19 protein-coding genes are annotated in these 17,058 nt (G+C 40.5%); 5 read left to right on the forward strand and 14 right to left on the reverse strand.

Features of this window, described 5'->3' with window-relative positions; all coding sequences use genetic code 11:
• The first annotated feature begins 10 nt into the window (after positions 1–10).
• Positions 11–553: a hypothetical protein gene (locus D891_RS09310; protein ID WP_025209073.1), complete on the forward strand. Its 543-nt coding sequence runs from the start codon at positions 11–13 to the stop codon at positions 551–553.
• A gap of 31 nt (positions 554–584) precedes the next feature.
• Here the strand turns inward: D891_RS09310 and D891_RS0100390 are convergent, their stop codons facing one another.
• From D891_RS0100390 to D891_RS0100410, 5 genes are read right to left on the reverse strand one after another with little or no spacing between them, the layout of a single operon-like run.
• Positions 585–1,301, reverse strand: coding sequence for an ABC transporter ATP-binding protein (locus D891_RS0100390; RefSeq protein ID WP_025209074.1), 717 nt, complete (start codon positions 1,299–1,301; stop codon positions 585–587).
• The gene (locus D891_RS0100395) at positions 1,294–2,064 is read right to left on the reverse strand and encodes an ABC transporter ATP-binding protein (RefSeq protein ID WP_025209075.1); all 771 of its coding nucleotides are present in this window, start codon (positions 2,062–2,064) and stop codon (positions 1,294–1,296) included. Before D891_RS0100395 ends, D891_RS0100390 begins: the two co-directional genes overlap by 8 nt.
• Positions 2,065–2,068: 4 nt before the next feature.
• Complete coding sequence (locus tag D891_RS0100400) at positions 2,069–3,013, reverse strand: branched-chain amino acid ABC transporter permease (protein ID WP_025209076.1); 945 nt, start codon at positions 3,011–3,013, stop codon at positions 2,069–2,071.
• Positions 3,013–3,912 carry a branched-chain amino acid ABC transporter permease gene (locus D891_RS0100405; protein ID WP_025209077.1) on the reverse strand — a complete coding sequence of 300 codons (900 nt, stop codon included), beginning with the start codon at positions 3,910–3,912 and terminating at the stop codon, positions 3,013–3,015. The genes D891_RS0100400 and D891_RS0100405 overlap by 1 nt, the downstream gene beginning before the upstream one ends.
• Positions 3,913–3,929: 17 nt before the next feature.
• Positions 3,930–5,066 carry a branched-chain amino acid ABC transporter substrate-binding protein gene (locus D891_RS0100410; protein WP_025209078.1) on the reverse strand — a complete coding sequence of 379 codons (1,137 nt, stop codon included), beginning with the start codon at positions 5,064–5,066 and terminating at the stop codon, positions 3,930–3,932.
• Between the two features lie 500 nt (positions 5,067–5,566).
• Between D891_RS0100410 and D891_RS0100415 the strand changes: the two genes are divergently transcribed.
• A complete protein-coding gene (locus D891_RS0100415; protein WP_025209079.1) occupies positions 5,567–6,022 on the forward strand; it encodes an AAA family ATPase in 456 nt (151 codons plus the stop codon).
• Positions 6,023–6,032: 10 nt separating this feature from the next.
• Here D891_RS0100415 and istB read toward each other — a convergent pair whose 3' ends face one another.
• The 4 genes from istB to D891_RS0100435 are packed head-to-tail and all read right to left on the reverse strand — an operon-like array spanning position 6,033 to position 9,088.
• Entirely contained in the window at positions 6,033–6,794 is a 762-nt protein-coding gene (istB, locus tag D891_RS0100420) for an IS21-like element helper ATPase IstB (RefSeq protein WP_198014759.1), read from the reverse strand.
• Positions 6,787–7,845, reverse strand: a complete 1,059-nt coding sequence (gene istA / locus D891_RS0100425; protein ID WP_084042358.1) for an IS21 family transposase — start codon at positions 7,843–7,845, stop codon at positions 6,787–6,789. Before istA ends, istB begins: the two co-directional genes overlap by 8 nt.
• A gap of 29 nt (positions 7,846–7,874) precedes the next feature.
• On the reverse strand, positions 7,875–8,837 hold the full coding sequence (locus D891_RS0100430; RefSeq protein ID WP_156919040.1) for an IS3 family transposase: 963 nt from the start codon (positions 8,835–8,837) through the stop codon (positions 7,875–7,877).
• A complete protein-coding gene (locus D891_RS0100435; protein ID WP_025209007.1) occupies positions 8,780–9,088 on the reverse strand; it encodes a transposase in 309 nt (102 codons plus the stop codon). Before D891_RS0100435 ends, D891_RS0100430 begins: the two co-directional genes overlap by 58 nt.
• Before the next feature lie 248 nt (positions 9,089–9,336).
• On the opposite strand from D891_RS0100435, the gene D891_RS0100440 reads away from it, so the two are divergent.
• Complete coding sequence (locus D891_RS0100440; RefSeq protein ID WP_025209082.1) at positions 9,337–10,221, forward strand: ATP-binding protein; 885 nt, start codon at positions 9,337–9,339, stop codon at positions 10,219–10,221.
• Positions 10,222–10,273: 52 nt separating this feature from the next.
• Here D891_RS0100440 and D891_RS0100445 read toward each other — a convergent pair whose 3' ends face one another.
• Positions 10,274–11,362: an IS1634 family transposase gene (locus tag D891_RS0100445; RefSeq protein WP_025209083.1), complete on the reverse strand. Its 1,089-nt coding sequence runs from the start codon at positions 11,360–11,362 to the stop codon at positions 10,274–10,276.
• Between D891_RS0100445 and D891_RS09785 the strand changes: the two genes are divergently transcribed.
• Together D891_RS09785 and D891_RS09025 are read left to right on the forward strand one after the other, a co-directional pair.
• A complete protein-coding gene (locus tag D891_RS09785) occupies positions 11,328–11,498 on the forward strand; it encodes a hypothetical protein (protein ID WP_156919041.1) in 171 nt (56 codons plus the stop codon). The genes D891_RS0100445 and D891_RS09785 overlap by 35 nt on opposite strands.
• Positions 11,495–12,469, forward strand: a complete 975-nt coding sequence (locus D891_RS09025; protein ID WP_156919042.1) for an IS256 family transposase — start codon at positions 11,495–11,497, stop codon at positions 12,467–12,469. Before D891_RS09785 ends, D891_RS09025 begins: the two co-directional genes overlap by 4 nt.
• 5 nt (positions 12,470–12,474) lie before the next feature.
• On the opposite strand, the gene D891_RS09790 is transcribed toward D891_RS09025, so the two are convergent.
• The 4 genes from D891_RS09790 to D891_RS09320 form a co-directional block, all read right to left on the reverse strand.
• The gene (locus D891_RS09790) at positions 12,475–13,248 is read right to left on the reverse strand and encodes an IS1634 family transposase (protein ID WP_025209084.1); all 774 of its coding nucleotides are present in this window, start codon (positions 13,246–13,248) and stop codon (positions 12,475–12,477) included.
• 222 nt (positions 13,249–13,470) lie between these two features.
• Positions 13,471–14,199 (reverse strand): LEM-3-like GIY-YIG domain-containing protein, encoded by a 729-nt coding sequence (locus D891_RS0100465; protein WP_025209085.1) that lies wholly within the window; start codon positions 14,197–14,199, stop codon positions 13,471–13,473.
• 222 nt (positions 14,200–14,421) lie between these two features.
• Positions 14,422–15,030 carry a hypothetical protein gene (locus D891_RS0100470; RefSeq protein WP_025209086.1) on the reverse strand — a complete coding sequence of 203 codons (609 nt, stop codon included), beginning with the start codon at positions 15,028–15,030 and terminating at the stop codon, positions 14,422–14,424.
• A 41-nt stretch (positions 15,031–15,071) separates the two neighbouring features.
• Complete coding sequence (locus D891_RS09320; protein ID WP_025209087.1) at positions 15,072–17,057, reverse strand: helicase HerA domain-containing protein; 1,986 nt, start codon at positions 17,055–17,057, stop codon at positions 15,072–15,074.
• Between the last annotated feature and the right edge of the window lies 1 nt (position 17,058).

The following is a 17,058-nucleotide window of genomic DNA, read 5'->3' on the forward strand; positions in this document are numbered from 1 at the left end:
AGGGGGCGGCGTGAACATCAGTAATGCTGCCTATAATCCCATACTCCATTATAAACTGGATCCTGGCGAGTGGGGCTCTTCTGCACCGGCAACAGCCGGCACCTCTGTGGCCAGGGTCGCCTCCCATGAATCTGCCAACATACAGAGGTTTGAGTCCAAAGCCGCAAAGGAAGGTTGCTATGTGGTCGCCAAGGATCTCTATCTAAACCTGCAGAAAAACGGCATCTATCTTTCGGCCACAAGCGGGCATTCGTCCGCTATTACATACTGCCCAAAGAAGGATAGGCAAAGGCAGGTAAACAAGCAGTTAGGCAGCCTCATAGACGGCAAGCTCAAGGAGTATGAGAACAAGCAGATCGAGCTTGATGTGATGCTTAAAGCCGCCAAAAACAAGGCGGATGAGACGATCTTTGAGCATAAGCTAAAACAGATTGAACAGAAGAAACTGCTCCTTCAACAGAAGAAGATGCGCCTATACACGCAGATAACCCTTCTGCTTGCCCAGAATCTGCCTGTTGACCCTTCGACTATAAATGTGGATTTGCTTGTTTGAAGATAAATAAAAAAAGGGGCTTTTAGCCCCCTTACTTTTTCTTTCCTAAATAGGCTTCCTGAATTTTTGGTGAGTTCATAAGCTCCTCGGATGTTCCTTCCATGACGATCTTACCCACCTCAAGCACATAAGCCCTATCGGCCAGCTTCAAGGCCGCCTTGGCGTTCTGCTCGACCAGCAGGATGGTTGTGCCTTCCTCTTTGATCTGCTTGATCGTCTCAAATATAGCTTTAACCAGTACGGGTGCTAAACCCAGACTCGGCTCGTCAAGCAGTAATACCTCAGGCTCGCTCATCAATGCCCTTCCAATGGCCAGCATCTGCTGCTCGCCGCCTGAGAGTGTGCCTGCAAGCTGACTTTTCCTCTCCTTTAGGCGGGGGAATAGCTCATAGATCCACTCAAGCGTTGCCGTATTTATCTTGGCCTTGGTATAGGCTCCAAGCTTTAGGTTCTCCTCAACGGTTAGCGTGCCAAATACCCTTCTGCCCTCAGGCGACTGGCTGATCCCCAATCCCACTATTTTGTGTGCGGGCATGGAGGTTAGCTCTAATCCCTTGTATCTGATGCTGCCGGATTTTGCCTTCAATAGCCCGCTTATTGTTCTTAGGGTGGTTGTTTTGCCTGCGCCGTTTGCACCAAGGATACTGACAAGCTCGCCCTTGTCCACCTCAAAGGAGATGCCCTTTACAGCCTCTATGCTTCCGTATGATACGACCAGATTCTCGACGACAAGTATTTTTTCACTCATCTTCATCCTCTTTCCCTAAGTAGGCTTCGATGACTATGGGGTTATTTTGTATCTCTTCTGGCTTACCCTCGGCGATCTTCTTGCCGAAGCTCAAGACGCTAATGTATTCGGTTATGCTCATGACAAGGTCCATGTTGTGCCCGATCAACAAGACCGTTATGCCCATCTCCTTGATCTTTCTGATTGTATCAACAAGCTCTAAGCGCTCCTTGTCGTTCAATCCGGCAGCAGGCTCATCCAGTATCAACAGCTCAGGCTCTGTCGCTAAAGCCCTTGCCATCTCGATCTTCCTCTGTATGCCGTATGGCTGGCTTGCTGCGGGCATCTTAGCAAGGTGTGTTAGGCCAAACAGATCCATGAACTCCTTTACCTTTAGCCAATTTTCCTTTTCGTCCTTGTAATAGAACGGTGTATGGATGATGCCGTGCCACCACTTTTGCCTGCTTCTGAAGTGTCTGCCCGACATGATGTTCTCTGCTACGCTCATGTCGCCAAAGAGCCTGATGGTCTGGAATGTCCTGACTATGCCCATGTTTGCTATCCTGTGCGGAGATAGGCCTGTTATGTTTTTGCCCTTGAAGATGATCTTGCCCTTTTCCGGCTTGTAAACACCGGTTATGCAGTTAAACACGGTTGTTTTTCCGGCGCCGTTTGGTCCTATGATGCCATAGACCATGCCCTCGTCTATGGATATGTCTAAGGAATCAACAGCGACAAGTCCACCAAATATCTTCGTTACACCTTCTAACTGTAGTAGTGCCATTTTCTCATTCCTTGGTTATGTAATTTGGAATTTTGCCAAACTTTACAGGCCATATGCCTTTTGGCCTGAATATCATAATCAATATCATCGCTATACCAAAGACCAGGTATCTGGCCTCGGCAAACTGTCTGAACATCTCAGGCACAACAAACATGAAGAATGTTCCAAGAAGAACACCCGGTATAGAGGATGGGCCTCCGACCAGGACTATTGTGAAGAATAGAACGGATTGCAAGAAATCAAAGGCATCGGGGCTGACAGCAGAAAACTGCAGCGTAAATACAACACCCGCAAGACCGGCTATGGCTGCGGATAATCCAAAGGCATAAAGCCTGTAAAATCTCGTATTTATGCCTATACACTCACTTGCAAGGGAGTCTTCGTTTAGATAGTGAAGAGCTCTACCCGGTTTGCTGGTTTCTAAATTGTGTATTATTATGAGTGTAAGGATAAGGATAAAGAATGCCAAGAAATAGACCGAGGTCTGAGATGAGAAGGAAAAGCTCAATAGCTTTAGCGGCTCAACACCGAAAATACCGTTTGGCCCTCCGGTTATGCCAAACACATTGTTTTTTAGAGCCTGTGTAAAAACGATGTTGAAGCCGATTGTTGTAACAAGCAGGTAATCACCTCGCAGGTGTATAATCGGTGCGGCAAGCAATATGCTGGCAATAACCGGCAGGATGATGGCTATCGGTATTGTTGCCAGTATAGGCCAGCCGTAAACCATATTCAGAATAGCCGTTGAATATGCTCCAAGTCCAAAGAATATGGCATGACCCATGTCAAACATGCCAGCCCTGCCAAGCACTATATCCTGACTCAGAGCCACAACGGAGTATATGAGGAATGTTGTAAAAACGGATACCCAGTTGGAGTTGAATATAAAAGGCACGACAATTAATGCAGCAAAGAAGACACCGTAAGAGACAATCTTTTTTGTATCCATCATACTTTCTCCGCAACCCTTTCTCCAAGGATTCCTGTGGGTCTTATTATCATGATAACAATCAGAAGCACATATGTTAGGGCTAAGGACCAGCTGCTGGACAGGTATCCAGATATGAATGCGTTGAATACACCCAGCAGTATTCCGCCCAACATTGCGCCGGGTATGTTTCCGATTCCGCCTATGATGGCCGCAACGAAGGCGTTAAGTCCGTAAATCCAACCCATGTTGAAGTATATGCCCCTGTAATACATGCCTATGAACAATCCACCGACGGCTCCCAAGGATGAACCTATTATGAATGTCGTAACGATAACCCTGTTTACATCTATGCCCATTAGCCTTGCGGCGTCTTGATCTATTGCACATGCCCTCATGGCCGTTCCTAACTTTGTTCTGTTGACAAAGAAATAGAGAGCAACCATCAAAACGAACGATATTATAAGAACCAATACCTGCATCAAGCTGATATAAACGCCCCCTATGTTGTAGTTGACATTCGGAACAACGCTTGCAGGGAATATCTTGGGCATTGGCCCCCAGATGAGCATGATGCCGTTTTCGATGACTAAGGAAGCACCCAAAGCAGAGACAACGGCGCTGAGTCTTGGTGCTTTACGCAAGGGCCTGTAAGCCGTTCTTTCCAATATCACGCCTGCTATGGATATTATTACCATGGTGGCTATGAATGTTGTGATAATCAAAAAGGCAGGGGAGAGAGCCCCTGCCAGCTGCATCATAATAACAAGCCCGATGTAGGCGCTTAGAGCCACTAAATCACCGTGGGCGAAGTTTATCAACTTCAAGACGCCGTAAACCATGGTATAGCCGAGGGCAACAAGAGCATAGATGCTGCCGATCGTTAGGCCGTTAACTAACTGCTGAAAGAAAATCTCCATGGTTTACCCCTTTTTTATTACTTCTCCTTGTAAACGATGTGGTATTTGAGATCTGGGCCGATCCTGTAAGCCATGTAAGCGCTGCCAACCCTCTCGCCGTTTGGAGCAAAGCTTATAGGACCTGTGATGCCCGGGAAGTCTTTGAGTTTGTTGTGCAGATAGTCTGCAATCTTCTTTGTATCTGTGCTCTTTGTCTGCTCGATGGCATAGAGGATTGCCCTTAAGCCATCAACATTGAAGAGAGTCCAGATGCTTGCAGGGTTCTCATGATAGGTCTCCCTGTAAGCCTTGAGGAACTTCTTGGCTGCAGGGTATGGCAACATCTCTGGCAGAGGAACATTGATAAGGTAAGCGCCAACAGCTGCCTTGCCGGCAAGCTTTAGGAATTCTGGGTTGTCGTTGGAGTCGCCACCAACGAAGTCGGCCTTCATTCCAAGCTGAACCATCTGAGCCCTGATAAGACCACCGTCTGTGTAATAACCGCCGAAGTATATTACATCTGGATGGAAGGATTTAATCTTGGTTAGGATTGGTGTGAAGTTCTGGGCGCCGGATGTGATTTTACCGGTGTAAACAATGTTGCCGCCCATCTTCTTGATGTTTTCGATAACTGCGTTTGTTAGGTCTGTGGAGAATGTGGAGTAATCGGAGATGGCAGCTATTCTTTTGTAATGCTGTTTCTTTAGGAAGAATTTGGCTGTAAATTCAGCCTCTGCTGAGTTGGGGGATGAGTTCCTGAAGAATGTCCAATAACCGTGTTTTACCAGTGTGTCGCTTGTTCCGTCGGATGTCTGAAGAACGCCAGCCCTGTAATAGATTGGCTCTGCGGCCTCTGCGCATGTGGATGTGTAAGAACCGATTACAGCGATAACGCCCTCGTCAACGAGCTTCCTTGCGCAGATAGCAGCTTTAACGGCCTTGCCCTCATCGTCGCATGTTACAACCTCTAACTTCTTACCCAGGATGCCGCCCTTCTCGTTGTACTGTTTGACGATGAGCCTAACGGCCTTGTCAATTGACTGACCCTCGCTTGCAAACTTGCCCGTTATCGGAGCCTGAACCCCGATCTTGATAACATCAGAGGCAAACGAGGATACACTAAACAACACCGCTGTAAGCAGTGCAACCAACACGCCGACCAACCTGTGCTTCATACAGCACCTCCTTAAAAAATTAATTTTAAGTAAACTTTAAACCCCCATTACTCATTATAGTCATTTTTTCTATTAAATCAAATAAAATTTTTATATATAGAAACAATGTTTAGAAAACGCCTAAATTGTCGGTTATAGATTATACAAGTGTTATTTAATTTTTAACTATTTTTGTGATTTTGGCGGCTGCTTTTAAGGGTATGGATTGAAAAATTTTACTAATGCAAAAGGCAAAATACGGTTTTGTTCATTAATGTAAAAATGTTCAGCGGTGGTTCATAGGGGCGTCGCTTTTTGAGAATATTGACGAGATGGCAACCAAAATCCACACCTTTCGGAGAATGTTTTTCACATAGATTTGGAAAGTGGTTTTCCCATATCTATGGAAAGAAAAAATAGCGCATGCCCAGAATATGCATAAGGTCAAATTAAGGGTTTATTTTTAAGTAAGAACCGTGCTAAAGCTTGAAAAACTGCGAAATAACCGTATAATCTAACACATGAAAGAAAATCTTTCACCTAAAGAGACAAAATACATAAAACGCAGATTGGCAGGGAATATAAGAAGGGCAATTGAGGGTATCTTTTCTGTTGCTGTAATAAGCGGTGCAAGGCAAGTTGGAAAAAGCACAATGATACAGAACGAATTTCAGGATTTTGCTTACTATACGCTTGACGATTATGACACAATAGACCTACTCAGAACAGACCCAGAGTTTATCTTCAAAAAGCACGATAGAATAGTGATAGATGAGGTTCAAAAATATCCCGACATATTAAACACGGTAAAATTGACTGTGGATAGAGATGAAAACAAGAAAATAATACTATCCGGATCATCCAACATATTGCTCATGAAAAATATCTCTGAAACACTGGCAGGCAGGGCTGTCAAGCGCCTTCTAAAACTACACCAATACGCCCTGCAAAAGTGCACCATCCCTTCCCCTCGTTGAATCTTTAATCCTAAGGACTAAAATCCAAAAGCCCCGCCCTTTTCTTCTGTCTCAGTCTATAGCTTTCCCCTTTGATGTTAATGATATAGCTGTGATGAATTAGCCTATCCAATATAGCGGTAGTTAAACCCTCATCATTGTTCAAAACCTCCTTCCATCTTATAAATGATAGATTGGTAGTTATTATAATAGACCCCGTCTCATACTTCTTGTTTACTATCTGGAACAACAGATTGGATTGCTTCTCATTGAGCTTGAAATAGCCGAATTCATCGATAATGAGCAATCTTGGTGAGCTTATCACCTTCTTTATGTATGAATCCAATCTGTTCTGCGTTTCTGCTGCCTGAAGTGTAATTGCAAGGTCAGCCATTGTGATGAACTTTGTCTTTATCCTCTTTTGTGTTGCTGCATAGCCTATAGCTATAGCAAGATGTGTCTTACCTGTACCGGATGGTCCAATTAGGAGTATGTTTTTTGCCTCATCAACAAAACGCATTGTCATTATCTCATTGATCAGCGTCTTATCCAAGGAAGAGAAGGAAAAATCAAATGTGTCTATTGTCTTTATCTTTGGGAACCCTGCAAATTTCAAGATTGTCCTTTTTGACCTTTCGTTTCTTGTTTCATACTCAGATTCAAGCAGAAGGAGTAGGAATTCAACAAAAGAGAGGTTCTCTTTTGCAGCTTTATCAGATAGATAGCTATAATTGCTAAGAACACCGCTTAAATTCAGTTTCTTGCAATATTCTTCTATCCTCGTATTAACCATTTCCACTCTCCCCAAAGAGGAGCTTTTCGTATTCATCTATCCCTGTGTAGTATGAGACATCGATATTGGCACAAGTTTTGTTTGACTTTTCAATAGCTTCTTTAATTTTGTCGTTGTCTCTATCTTTATTTCCATTTCCATCTCCATTCCCATACTTGGCAGCCAGACTATCCGGTATCCTTGTCAAAAACTCATACTCCTCTTTCAGCATGTCAAAGGGTTTCCTCTTCGTTGTCCCATGTATCCTGTTATTTGCCATCTCAAGCCATGAGAAGATGTATGAGTTTAGAAGCTCAGGTGTTATCTCTAAGCCAGAGTTCTTTAGCTTTGCCCTTAAGGGCTTGTAGAAGTTGTTCTTTAGGTATGAGTTAAATCTTTCTACCTTTCCCTTTGTTTTAGCCCTGTATGGTTTGCAGGGCTTTGGAATAAACAAGCCTTTGGAGAAGTCAAGAAAATCATTGTTTATTCCATGCCTGTTTTTGCCGTATTTATCCCTTTGTATTATGACGGATTTTAGGTTATCATAGAGTATGGTCTTTGGTATTCCGCCAAAGTAGTCGAAAGCTTTTATGTGGCAGGACTGAAATATGTCCTCATCGCTATTGTTTGTAAAATAGACGAAGGCTGTTCTTGAATAACCCAAGACCATAACAAATGCATAAATGGGCTTTCTGCCTGCTCTGATAGTTGTCCAATCTGCCTGAGCCTGAAAGCCTTTTTCGGTTTCAAACCTGATTATCTCTTCACTGTCTTTTCCTCTTTTTGAGCCAATCCTATCGTAGATTACCTTTGTGTATTTCTGAAGTGTCCTTAGACTACCTGTGTATCCCATATCGTTTATCTCTCTTAATATGACAGTAGATGGGATTCTATCCGGGTAAGCTTGGTTGATCCTTTCTTCTATGTAGCCTTTGTAATCATTAAGCTTTGAAGGATAGCTCCTTTTGGGGTACAGTTTTAAATCCTCCTCTTTTAATCTTCTTGACACTGTTCTTCTGTTTAAGCCCAGAATCTGGTCTGTCAACCTTTTTTTATACACCCAATTAGTCATGTTTTTTAAAAAACCCCCCTCTTTTTTAATCACACTGCCTCTTTCTGCTCTACTTGTTGTGTTTCTTCTTCTCTTTTGTCAGTATTTCTGTAGTAGTTCTCCAAATACTCCTCAGGAGTACACCAATTCAGTGAGGAGTGGATCCTTTTCTTGTTGTAGTACAACTCTATATACTCAAAAACCTTGATTTTAGCTTCTCTTTTTGTTTTGAAAGCCCCATTTGATAGAAGCTCACTCTTTAGGGTTTTAAAGAAGCTCTCAGCGACAGCATTATCATAGCAGTTGCCCTTTCCGCTTGTGCTTTGTGTGATATTGAAAGCTTTGAGTATGTTTCTGAATTCTTTGGAGTGGTATTGAACGCCTTTGTCTGAGTGGAATATGAGTTTTTCTTTTGGTTTCCTCTTTCTCATTGCCTCATATAGGGCTTTTATGACGGTATTCTCCGTTTTTAGGTTGTATGACCTGCTCTCACCCACTACCTCTCTGTTGAACAGGTCTATTATTGTGGTTAAATAGAGCCAACCCTCTTTGGTTGGGATATAGGTTATATCAGATACCCAGACCTTGTTGGGTGAGTCAACAGTAAAGTCCTGATTCAACAGATTGGGCGGATATTTATCTATTTTTTCACTGTTTTTATTTTCTGGGTATCTGTGTCTTTTGTATCTTATGCTGATAAGATTGGCTGACTTCATTAGCTTCGCTACTCTTCTTCTTGAGCAGGTTATGTTTTCTTTTTTAAGTTCTGCATGGATTCTGCTTGAGCCGTACCTTTTCTTGTGGAGATAGAATATGTGTCGTATTCTCGAAAGTAGAAACTCATTTTCCTGTTTTCTTTTGCTTTGTCTTCTTCTTAGCCATTTGTAGTAGCTATCCCTTGTAATATCCAGTACTTTTGCCATCCTCTCAACTGGAAATTCATTTCTGAACATCTCTATAAATCTGTATTTTTGTTCTGATGAGTTGAGAAGATGGCGAGTGCTTTTTTTAATATGTCTCTCTCCTGCCTCACAATTCTCAACTCTCTTTCTAAAGCCTTTATGTCTTTTCTATCCTCTGAGATGTTTCCTTTGCCAACAAAGGCCTTCTCTCCCAACTTTTTGTATTTTGTTCTCCATTTGCAAAGGAGAGCATAGGGGATATCCATCTCCTCTGATACCTCTTTGACAGTCCTGTCTCCTTGAAGAGTAAGGAGGACTGCATCCAACTTGAATTCATTTGAAAACCTTCTCCTTGGTTTCATAAAAACTACCTCCTTAAGTTAGTGTATCATATGCACTAACTTGGTGTATACAGGATTGTAGCAGGTCCAATCTTTGATATCTGCCTGATTGAGAATCCCTGAGAATAAAGTGTGTGAATCACAACAAACTCCTCCTTACTAATCATTCTGATACTCTCCTTTCAAAAAAGTTACCCAAGGAGAGTATAACCAATTACTAAAAGTGGTGCACTTTTAGTAGGTGTTGGTGGTGTATTTTAGCACGGCGGATGACAAGGGCTGCATACTTTGAGCTTTTGCCTATGAGTTATGGTGAGTATAGAGGCATTGAAACCCCTAATAACTTCCTAAGCCTATGGAGGGGCGAAAAAGCCAACATAGAGGAGAATATCCTGGGTGGCGATAGTGTAATAGACACAGAAGACCTGATGCTAAAGGGATTTATGCCGGCAAATATTACAAGGAAAAGTAACGAAGATGTCCTGATGTGGATGGACGGTTATATAAAAACATATTTGGAGAGGGATTTAAGGCAACTCTCCCAGATTGAATCTTTAATTGATTTTAGAAAACTCATGCAGGTTTTGGCATTAAGAACTGCAAATATGCTCAAACAGTCAGAGGTAGCAAAGGATAGCGGCTTAAGCCCTGCAACAACATACAGATACATAAAGCTTTTGGAGGTATCAAACATCATAGACAGGCTGCCGTCTTTTTTCACAAACAGGGTGAAAAGGGTAATCAAATCCCCAAAGGTATTCTTCATCGATGTTGGCCTTGCTGTATTTTTATCTGGATATTACGACAAAGAGTCATTGCTTAAAGCCAGGGAGTATGGAAGCTTCTTCGAAACAATGGTATTTTTGCACCTTAAAAGCTTATGCCACACACTCACACCGCAGGCCAAACTCTACTACTTTGGAACCACATCCCAGAAAGAGGTTGATTTCGTAATGGAGCATGGAAACAAGATTCTGGCTATAGAGGTCAAAGCAAAGGAATCCCCCAAGCTAAGGGATGTAAAAAACCTCATCTATTTCATGGATAATCACCCAGAGACGGTTTTGGGATTGGTATTACACAAAGGCAATGAGGTTAGGTGGCTGACATCGAAGATACTGTCTGCGCCCTGGTGGTGGCTTGAGGCAGTGTAATTGGCAATGAACTCAGAAAAAAACTTTCTGCGTTTTTTGACACATCAATCCCTCATTCCGCACCTCTCCCTCCATTTATACCATAAAACCCCATATAAGTTCCACCCAACAGCTCCAGTATTAGCCTATGCTTATCTTCCAACCCAACAATTTGTTCTTGGTTGTTTAGAATAAGTAGGTGTATGGCAAAGAAGTTCTCAAACACCCACCTTGCTGTTGGGTTCTGAATGGGTTTCCCAAGCTGATTGGGAAAGGTCTTGTTTTTATTCTTAAGCTCACTTCTTATTCTGTATTCCAAGGCAGCATATACAAGTAAGGATATAGTCATTATCATAAGCATTGCTTCAATGCGTTTTGGATTTTTCAAAAACATGGCATCACTTAGAAACTCCGGTGATTTTAGAAACCTAAAGCCCCTTTCTATCCTCTGTTGTGATTTGTACTCATCAAGCAGTTCTTTTTCTGATAGTTTCATGTCATTGGTTGCAAGGATAAAAAGACCACTCTTTTGGTTCTGCTTCTGTTCTATGTACCCTTTGTTTGGTTTGGTATCTATAACCCAGTAGTATTCATAGTAATCCGGTTTGGCATCCGATTTTGGTCTTCCTTTTGTCTTGTATTTGGGCTTTGATATGAGTTTAGCTTCTGTTATGGTTAGGCACTCTAACTTACTTGTTTTTTCTTTAAGTACCTCTTTTGCGTCAGCTTCGCAGAAAAATCTTCTCCTCTGCAGTTTCTCAATGAGTTTCATTTCCTGTTTTTCTTTTTCTTGATACTCTCTCTTTATCGTTTTATCCATTTTTGATTTAGCATAGCTGCTTTTATACAGAACCCATTTCTGTCTCATTCCCTCATAATCTACTATATATGGGATAGCTTGATAGTTCTCATCAAGCTGGATAAATTCCCCTTCATTGTGGTTTCTGAGTATCTCTTTTGCCTTCTTCAGTTTTGATGGAACCCTTGAGATGAAAAGCATACCGTTCTTTTTAAACTCCTCCATTGTTTTAGAGCTAAAGAGAGGGTAGTGTACAATATCTTGTGTAATCCCTAAGGATTGGGTATCCTCCCAGGGACAACACCCAATCCCCAGGAGGAGGTTTGAAATGACAGAACTGAAAAATGTCCTACCAGACCTCATAAAAGAGGTGGTAACACAAACCCTATCGGCTATTATGTTAGCCGAAAGAGATGTATTTGTCAAAGAACATGGTGGAATGAAAAATGGATTCTATGAGAGGAGTTTGGATACGACCATCGGAAGGCTTGAGAATTGAATTTAAAGATTCCAAGGGACAGAGAGGGGAGATTCAGAACAAAGCTTATAGAACCATACAAAAGAAGGGATATGGATCTTGAGGATCTAATCTTAGGGATGTTTGCCTCTGGAATGAGCTTAAGATCTGTATCACAAGCCTTGGAGAGTATATTTGAACTAAAGTACTCACCTTCAACAATAAGCCAGATATCCCAGATTACCGAAGAGGAGATAAACAGTTGGAAAAAGAGGAAACTAAAGAAAAGATACACACTGATAATGCTCGATGGCATGTGGCTATCTGTCAGGAGGAATACTACAGCAAAAGAGGTCGTCCTTTTCGTTTTAGGGATAGATGAAAACGGCTACAGAGAGATACTTGACTTTGAGGTCAACCCCTCTGAGGGAGTAGAAAGCTATTCTGAGATAATAAGAAGACTGTATGAGAGGGGAGTAAGAGAGGTTCTCCTCTTTGTGGCAGATGGCGTTGTTGGCCTTGAGGAGAGGATAAAGGAGTACTTTCCAAAAGCAGATTTTCAATCATGCATAGTTCACAAAATCAGGAACACTTTAAGCAAAGTAAGAGCCAAAGACAGGAAAGAGATAGCAGATGACCTAAAAAGGATATATCAGGTTTCAAACAAAAAAGAGGCTTTAAAAGGATTTGAGATATTCAAGAAGAAGTGGAGCTCCAAATACCCCAATGTAGTCAAATCTTGGGAGAGGGAGCTTTATAAACTCCTTGCATTTCTTAAGTATCCTGAGCCTATCCAGAGGGTTGTATATACGACAAATTTAATAGAGAGAACAATAAAAGAAATCAGAAGAAGAGTTAAGGTGATAGGCGCTCTACCTTCTGTTAAATCTGTTGAAAAGTTCGTTTATCTGAGGGTGGCAATGCTCAATGACAGGTGGTCTAACAGAATAGTAAATGGCTTCTTGGAAGCAAGGGAAGAAATCAGAGAGATGTTCCTTGGGAGGTACTCATAGGTGGATTACACAAAAATCTTGACACGACCAAAGAGAGCAGCATCGGCTATTACCTTTGTTTTTGTATCCTTTGCACTTCTTAAAGAGTTTATATGCTCCTTTACTATATTGGCAAATGCCTCTGCATCTATCTGATTGCCATCCGCTGGTTTCATCCACACAGGAATGCCTGCTTTGTGCTCCACTATGAGGTTAAGCACCACCTGGTTGAGCTCTGGGTGGTGGTCTCTGCTGTATCCCTGTGTGATAAAAACTGGGGTTGGTTCATAGTCTTCTTCTTTCTTTTCTTCTTCTCTTCCCCGTTTTTCCTTTTTCTTTTCTTCCTTTTCTCCCTTTCTTTTCATCTCCTGGTTAGGATATTTGCCATCAAGATGAAAGCTTGTGCTGTCTAAGTGTATGGTTGACGGTCTAAGGTTCAGTATCTTAACTGCTTTGGATGCTATCTTCTCATATAGCTCACTTACGCCGTATTCAAAGAGTTTATCTAATGTTCTGCCCAGTGCATCATCGTTGAACCATGAAGAATCAACGTCCCTTCCAAATAGTCTCTTTAGTGGTTTATCCTTGAAAAAGAGTGGTGTTAGGTAGAGCTGTTTGTTGACATAACCAAGACCGTTAAGGATCATTGCCTTTGTTGCTTCACCGTAGCTTAGGTTCTTTGATTTACTTGATGATGGTATTGCATCATCTATGGTTTCTTTAATCTTCAGTTCATCTATCATACCGGCTATCAGTCCTAAGTGATCCATGTTCTTGATAACTGCCTTTTGCTGTGTCATTTGAATACCCCCTCTTTTTAGGGGTAGGTGAAAGCATTTTCTGTTCCATTTGTTTTACAACCCTTTTCATTATTTTTCGCTCTGTGCGTTTACTGTGCATTTGGGTTTGGTTAAAATGGAGGTTTGGGTGCGGAAGGGGGGATCAATCAAACCTTTAAGACTAAATTAGATTTGAGAAGAGAAGTGTTTGAAAATCTGATGAAGTTTACGGAGGCATTATATTTAATCTTTTTTCCATAAATAAGTTATGGGATTTTGTTGCCCCTTTTTCTTCCCGGTGTATTCTTTATTTAAATAGAGGTCTAAGACTTTTTTATCTTTAACTTCGTACCCCTTGAAATACAATCTTTTTCCATCTTCTGTTTCTAACCACTTTTCAGGTTTAAAAACAGCTCTAACTATGCCTTTATATTCTGCTAATACATAGTCTATTAGTTGGACTTTCTTTTTACTTAATCTCCAACTTTTTCTAGTAGCCTCGTAGATAGATTTTTCTTTTTTATATGTTTTATTAATATTAATCAAAAGTAAATTATGTTTTATTTCGTTTAGTGGTTCTGCTGAATACAAAGCTTCAAGTTCATCTACAGTTTTTATACCTCTCTCCCAAGACTTGTGCCCTGCAATAATGTTAGTTATTTGAGAAAGATGCTTAAATTTCTCACATGTCAATAGATCAATCAGGGTTGCTTCTATTTCAAATGCTATCTCCTCCGTTTCTATTCCATGACGTACAATATAGTGTTGTACCTCCATTCCTTCGTTTATAATCTCCTTAATTAGTGCTATTTTATCTGATTCAGTTTCATTTTCTAAAGCCCCGTTTACATGAGCAAAAATTCTATTTCCTTTACCTTTTCCTATATAGAATATTTTATCGCTTCGTGGATCAACAAGAACATAAACATAATAACCTATTTTTTCTATCGTGCGCTCAGAAAATTTTATCATATCCAAAGTCTCCGTTTTCTAACTTTAGGCATATTTACCATACAATATTATCTCTCTTTGTCAACCCTTATAATCCCCGAAAATGGAGCATTATAGAGTAATGTTATATAGATATTACTGTATCCCTTTCTTTAATTTTAGAAAATGGTAATTAAGCTGTGAAATTTAATTGATTGATTAATTCTAAAACTTGCACGAGATGTAGAACAAAGCTCCCCAAAATCAAAGAACTTTCAGGCAAACTTTGATTTCATTAACTTTTTCATCCACTAATTTTCCCTCTGGATCGAATACATATACTTTGCCGTCCTTATGGTGATAGGCATAGCTTCTAATTTTGCCCCACATTGGTAGTTCTCCATTATTGTCTTTATAATGCTCCCTTGCTATTTTTGCTATGACCCCAAAGACATATTTGTCGCTTTTGAATAAAAGCTCATCTATATTTGGCCTTATATACAAACTCCCTTGCATAAAGGCCATAACAAAAAGGGGTTGGTTTTGTCTTACAAAGTTTGTATTTACATAGATATAAGAGTCTTTATAGGAATTTTTTTCTTTAATTATCTTGTTTATTTTATCCATTTCTTTTTCAATCAATTCTTTATCTATTCCCAAAACTTCACATAATTTTTTAAAAAAGGCCTCGGGATAATAGACAAAATCATATTTACCACATCCATGCAAGAAGTTGAGAATATCTTTACAGTTAAGGAAGTTATCCAAGGTTTCCAATCCATTACGCGCATTGTTATATCCTATTTTCTTGACAACTTCGATTTTGTCAATGTTTTCTAATCTATCTTTAATCAATTCTTTTAGGCTTTTCATTGGAGCTATCTACTTACATAATCCTTTCTTTAGTTTTCAGTTCACTTCACCCTTACCACAACAGGAAACGGAACTCCTAAACCACTAAAAACACCTATGCCTGTTTGCAGAGACGGCAACAGCTCAATTAAATCCTTGCCCGCAAACTCTATGTAGTTTTCTATTGCTACAAGGTCTGCCGAGTTCATTGTTCTAAACATTGCCTGTGTATTTGCCTGAGACAGCACATATTTACTGACCTGAGCAGGTCGTTGTGTGACTATTAGAAGTCCGAGGTTAAATTTCCTTCCCTCTGAGGCTATTTTCCTTGCCATTGTCAATGCAAGGTTATCCTTGCCTGATGAGATGTCTCCATAGCTGCCCTCTGGCGCAAAGTTGTGTGCCTCTTCAAGAACCAAAAGCCTGTTTTCTTTTGTCTCTCTGTTTTTGAAAAACAGCTCTTGCATGATCAATCCAGCCAAATTGACCCTCGTTTTGGGGTCTGTAATCTTTGAGAAGTCAAAGATAACGATACTCTTGGAGGAGTTAAGGCCTTCTTTTAAACTTTTGTAAACATTCACTTGATTTGAAATGATTTTTTCTTCTTTGCCATACACATTTAAAGCTTCTTCATCAACATTTACTTTTATTTCTGCTTCATCTTTATCACTTGTTGTCACTATCTCACTCAATAATTGTCTAAGATTTTTTTCTGGGTATATATTTAGTGTTCTAAACTGTTTTATAAATTTGTTAATAGTGCTTTTGTTTCTTTTGGCTATTTCTGAATTACCAGTTATGATGTTGGCAAACCCAAGTTCCACTATTAAATCCGCAACCTCATCTGGATGTATGTAAAACAGTGTATCCGGAAGTTGTATTCTATGTATGTGTCGTTGAGGAACACCAAAGTCTTTAACTAATGGATCGTAATACTCCCCATGCGGGTCAAGTATGAAGATTTGAGGTTTACATTTATCTAAGCTGACAAGCCTTGACAGGAACAGTTTGGTGAAATAGCTCTTGCCTGAGCCTGTTGTTCCAAGCACAAGCATGTGTTTTGTGTTGACTTCTGAAGCATCTATGAAAGCATCTGTTTTGTCATCGTTTAAACAACCAATTTTAACAGGGCATTCCATCTGACTTCTTGAAAAGTTTGTTTTCATTAAAACCTGCATGGTTTCATCTGAGGCTAAATAAACAGGACTACCACCATCAAATGGTCTCATTGGGGTGTCCATTTTTGATGTATTTTTGTTTTGTTCTATAAATGAGCCTATGATTTCTGCTTTAGCTATTCTTATGCTATCCCCTTTCTCATTTAGATAGGCAAATGTAGCAGCCCTTGTCCAGTCTGAGTCGTTGTGTTCTGAAAATAGTTTTCTGAAGTCTTCAAATGGAGCAAAAACACTTGACTCACTACTTGAGAATGGATTGGCAAAGAACCCTGGGTTGTATGAGTATATGCTTGAGATTTTGGCTAAGATCATTTCTGTATCTGTTTTGACTTCAATATAGGATTGCTCCTTTATGTTGGGGTCTATTAAAACAATATCAAAGGATTTGGTCTTTACAGGGGACAAAGCAAAACCGCAAATATCATTAACAAGCAGGGTTGAGTCTTGATTTTTTATTTTCTCGAAATAGTCTACCAGCTTTTCCACCTCGGCTTCTTCACTGAAGTAAACGGAGGCCTCTATATTTCCTTCTTTGTAGTCTGAAAGACCCGGATTGGTAAAGTTAGCAGACCCCAAAATGGCTTCCTTATCATCAACGAGTATGAATTTGGCATGAAGTCTGTTGTTAATATAAATCTTGCCGTTTTTTTCTTTTATTTTTCTAAAGACATTGTTGTCTGTTATCAACAGATCCTGAAGTTCTGATGCCCTTAAAATTATAAACAACTCAACATTGTTTCCTAATTTATCCAATAGCTCATAAAGCAGGTTGCCTTTAAGCCAGGCAGAGGCTATTTTTACACTCTTTGAGGCATTGTCGACTATGTTGCAGATTTTGTTAAAAATGCTATCGCTGGTTAAGAGTTTCATA

Origin of the sequence: Hippea sp. KM1, from assembly GCF_000526195.1 — a bacterium.
In the GTDB taxonomy this organism is placed as follows: Bacteria; Campylobacterota_A; Desulfurellia; order Desulfurellales; family Hippeaceae; genus Hippea.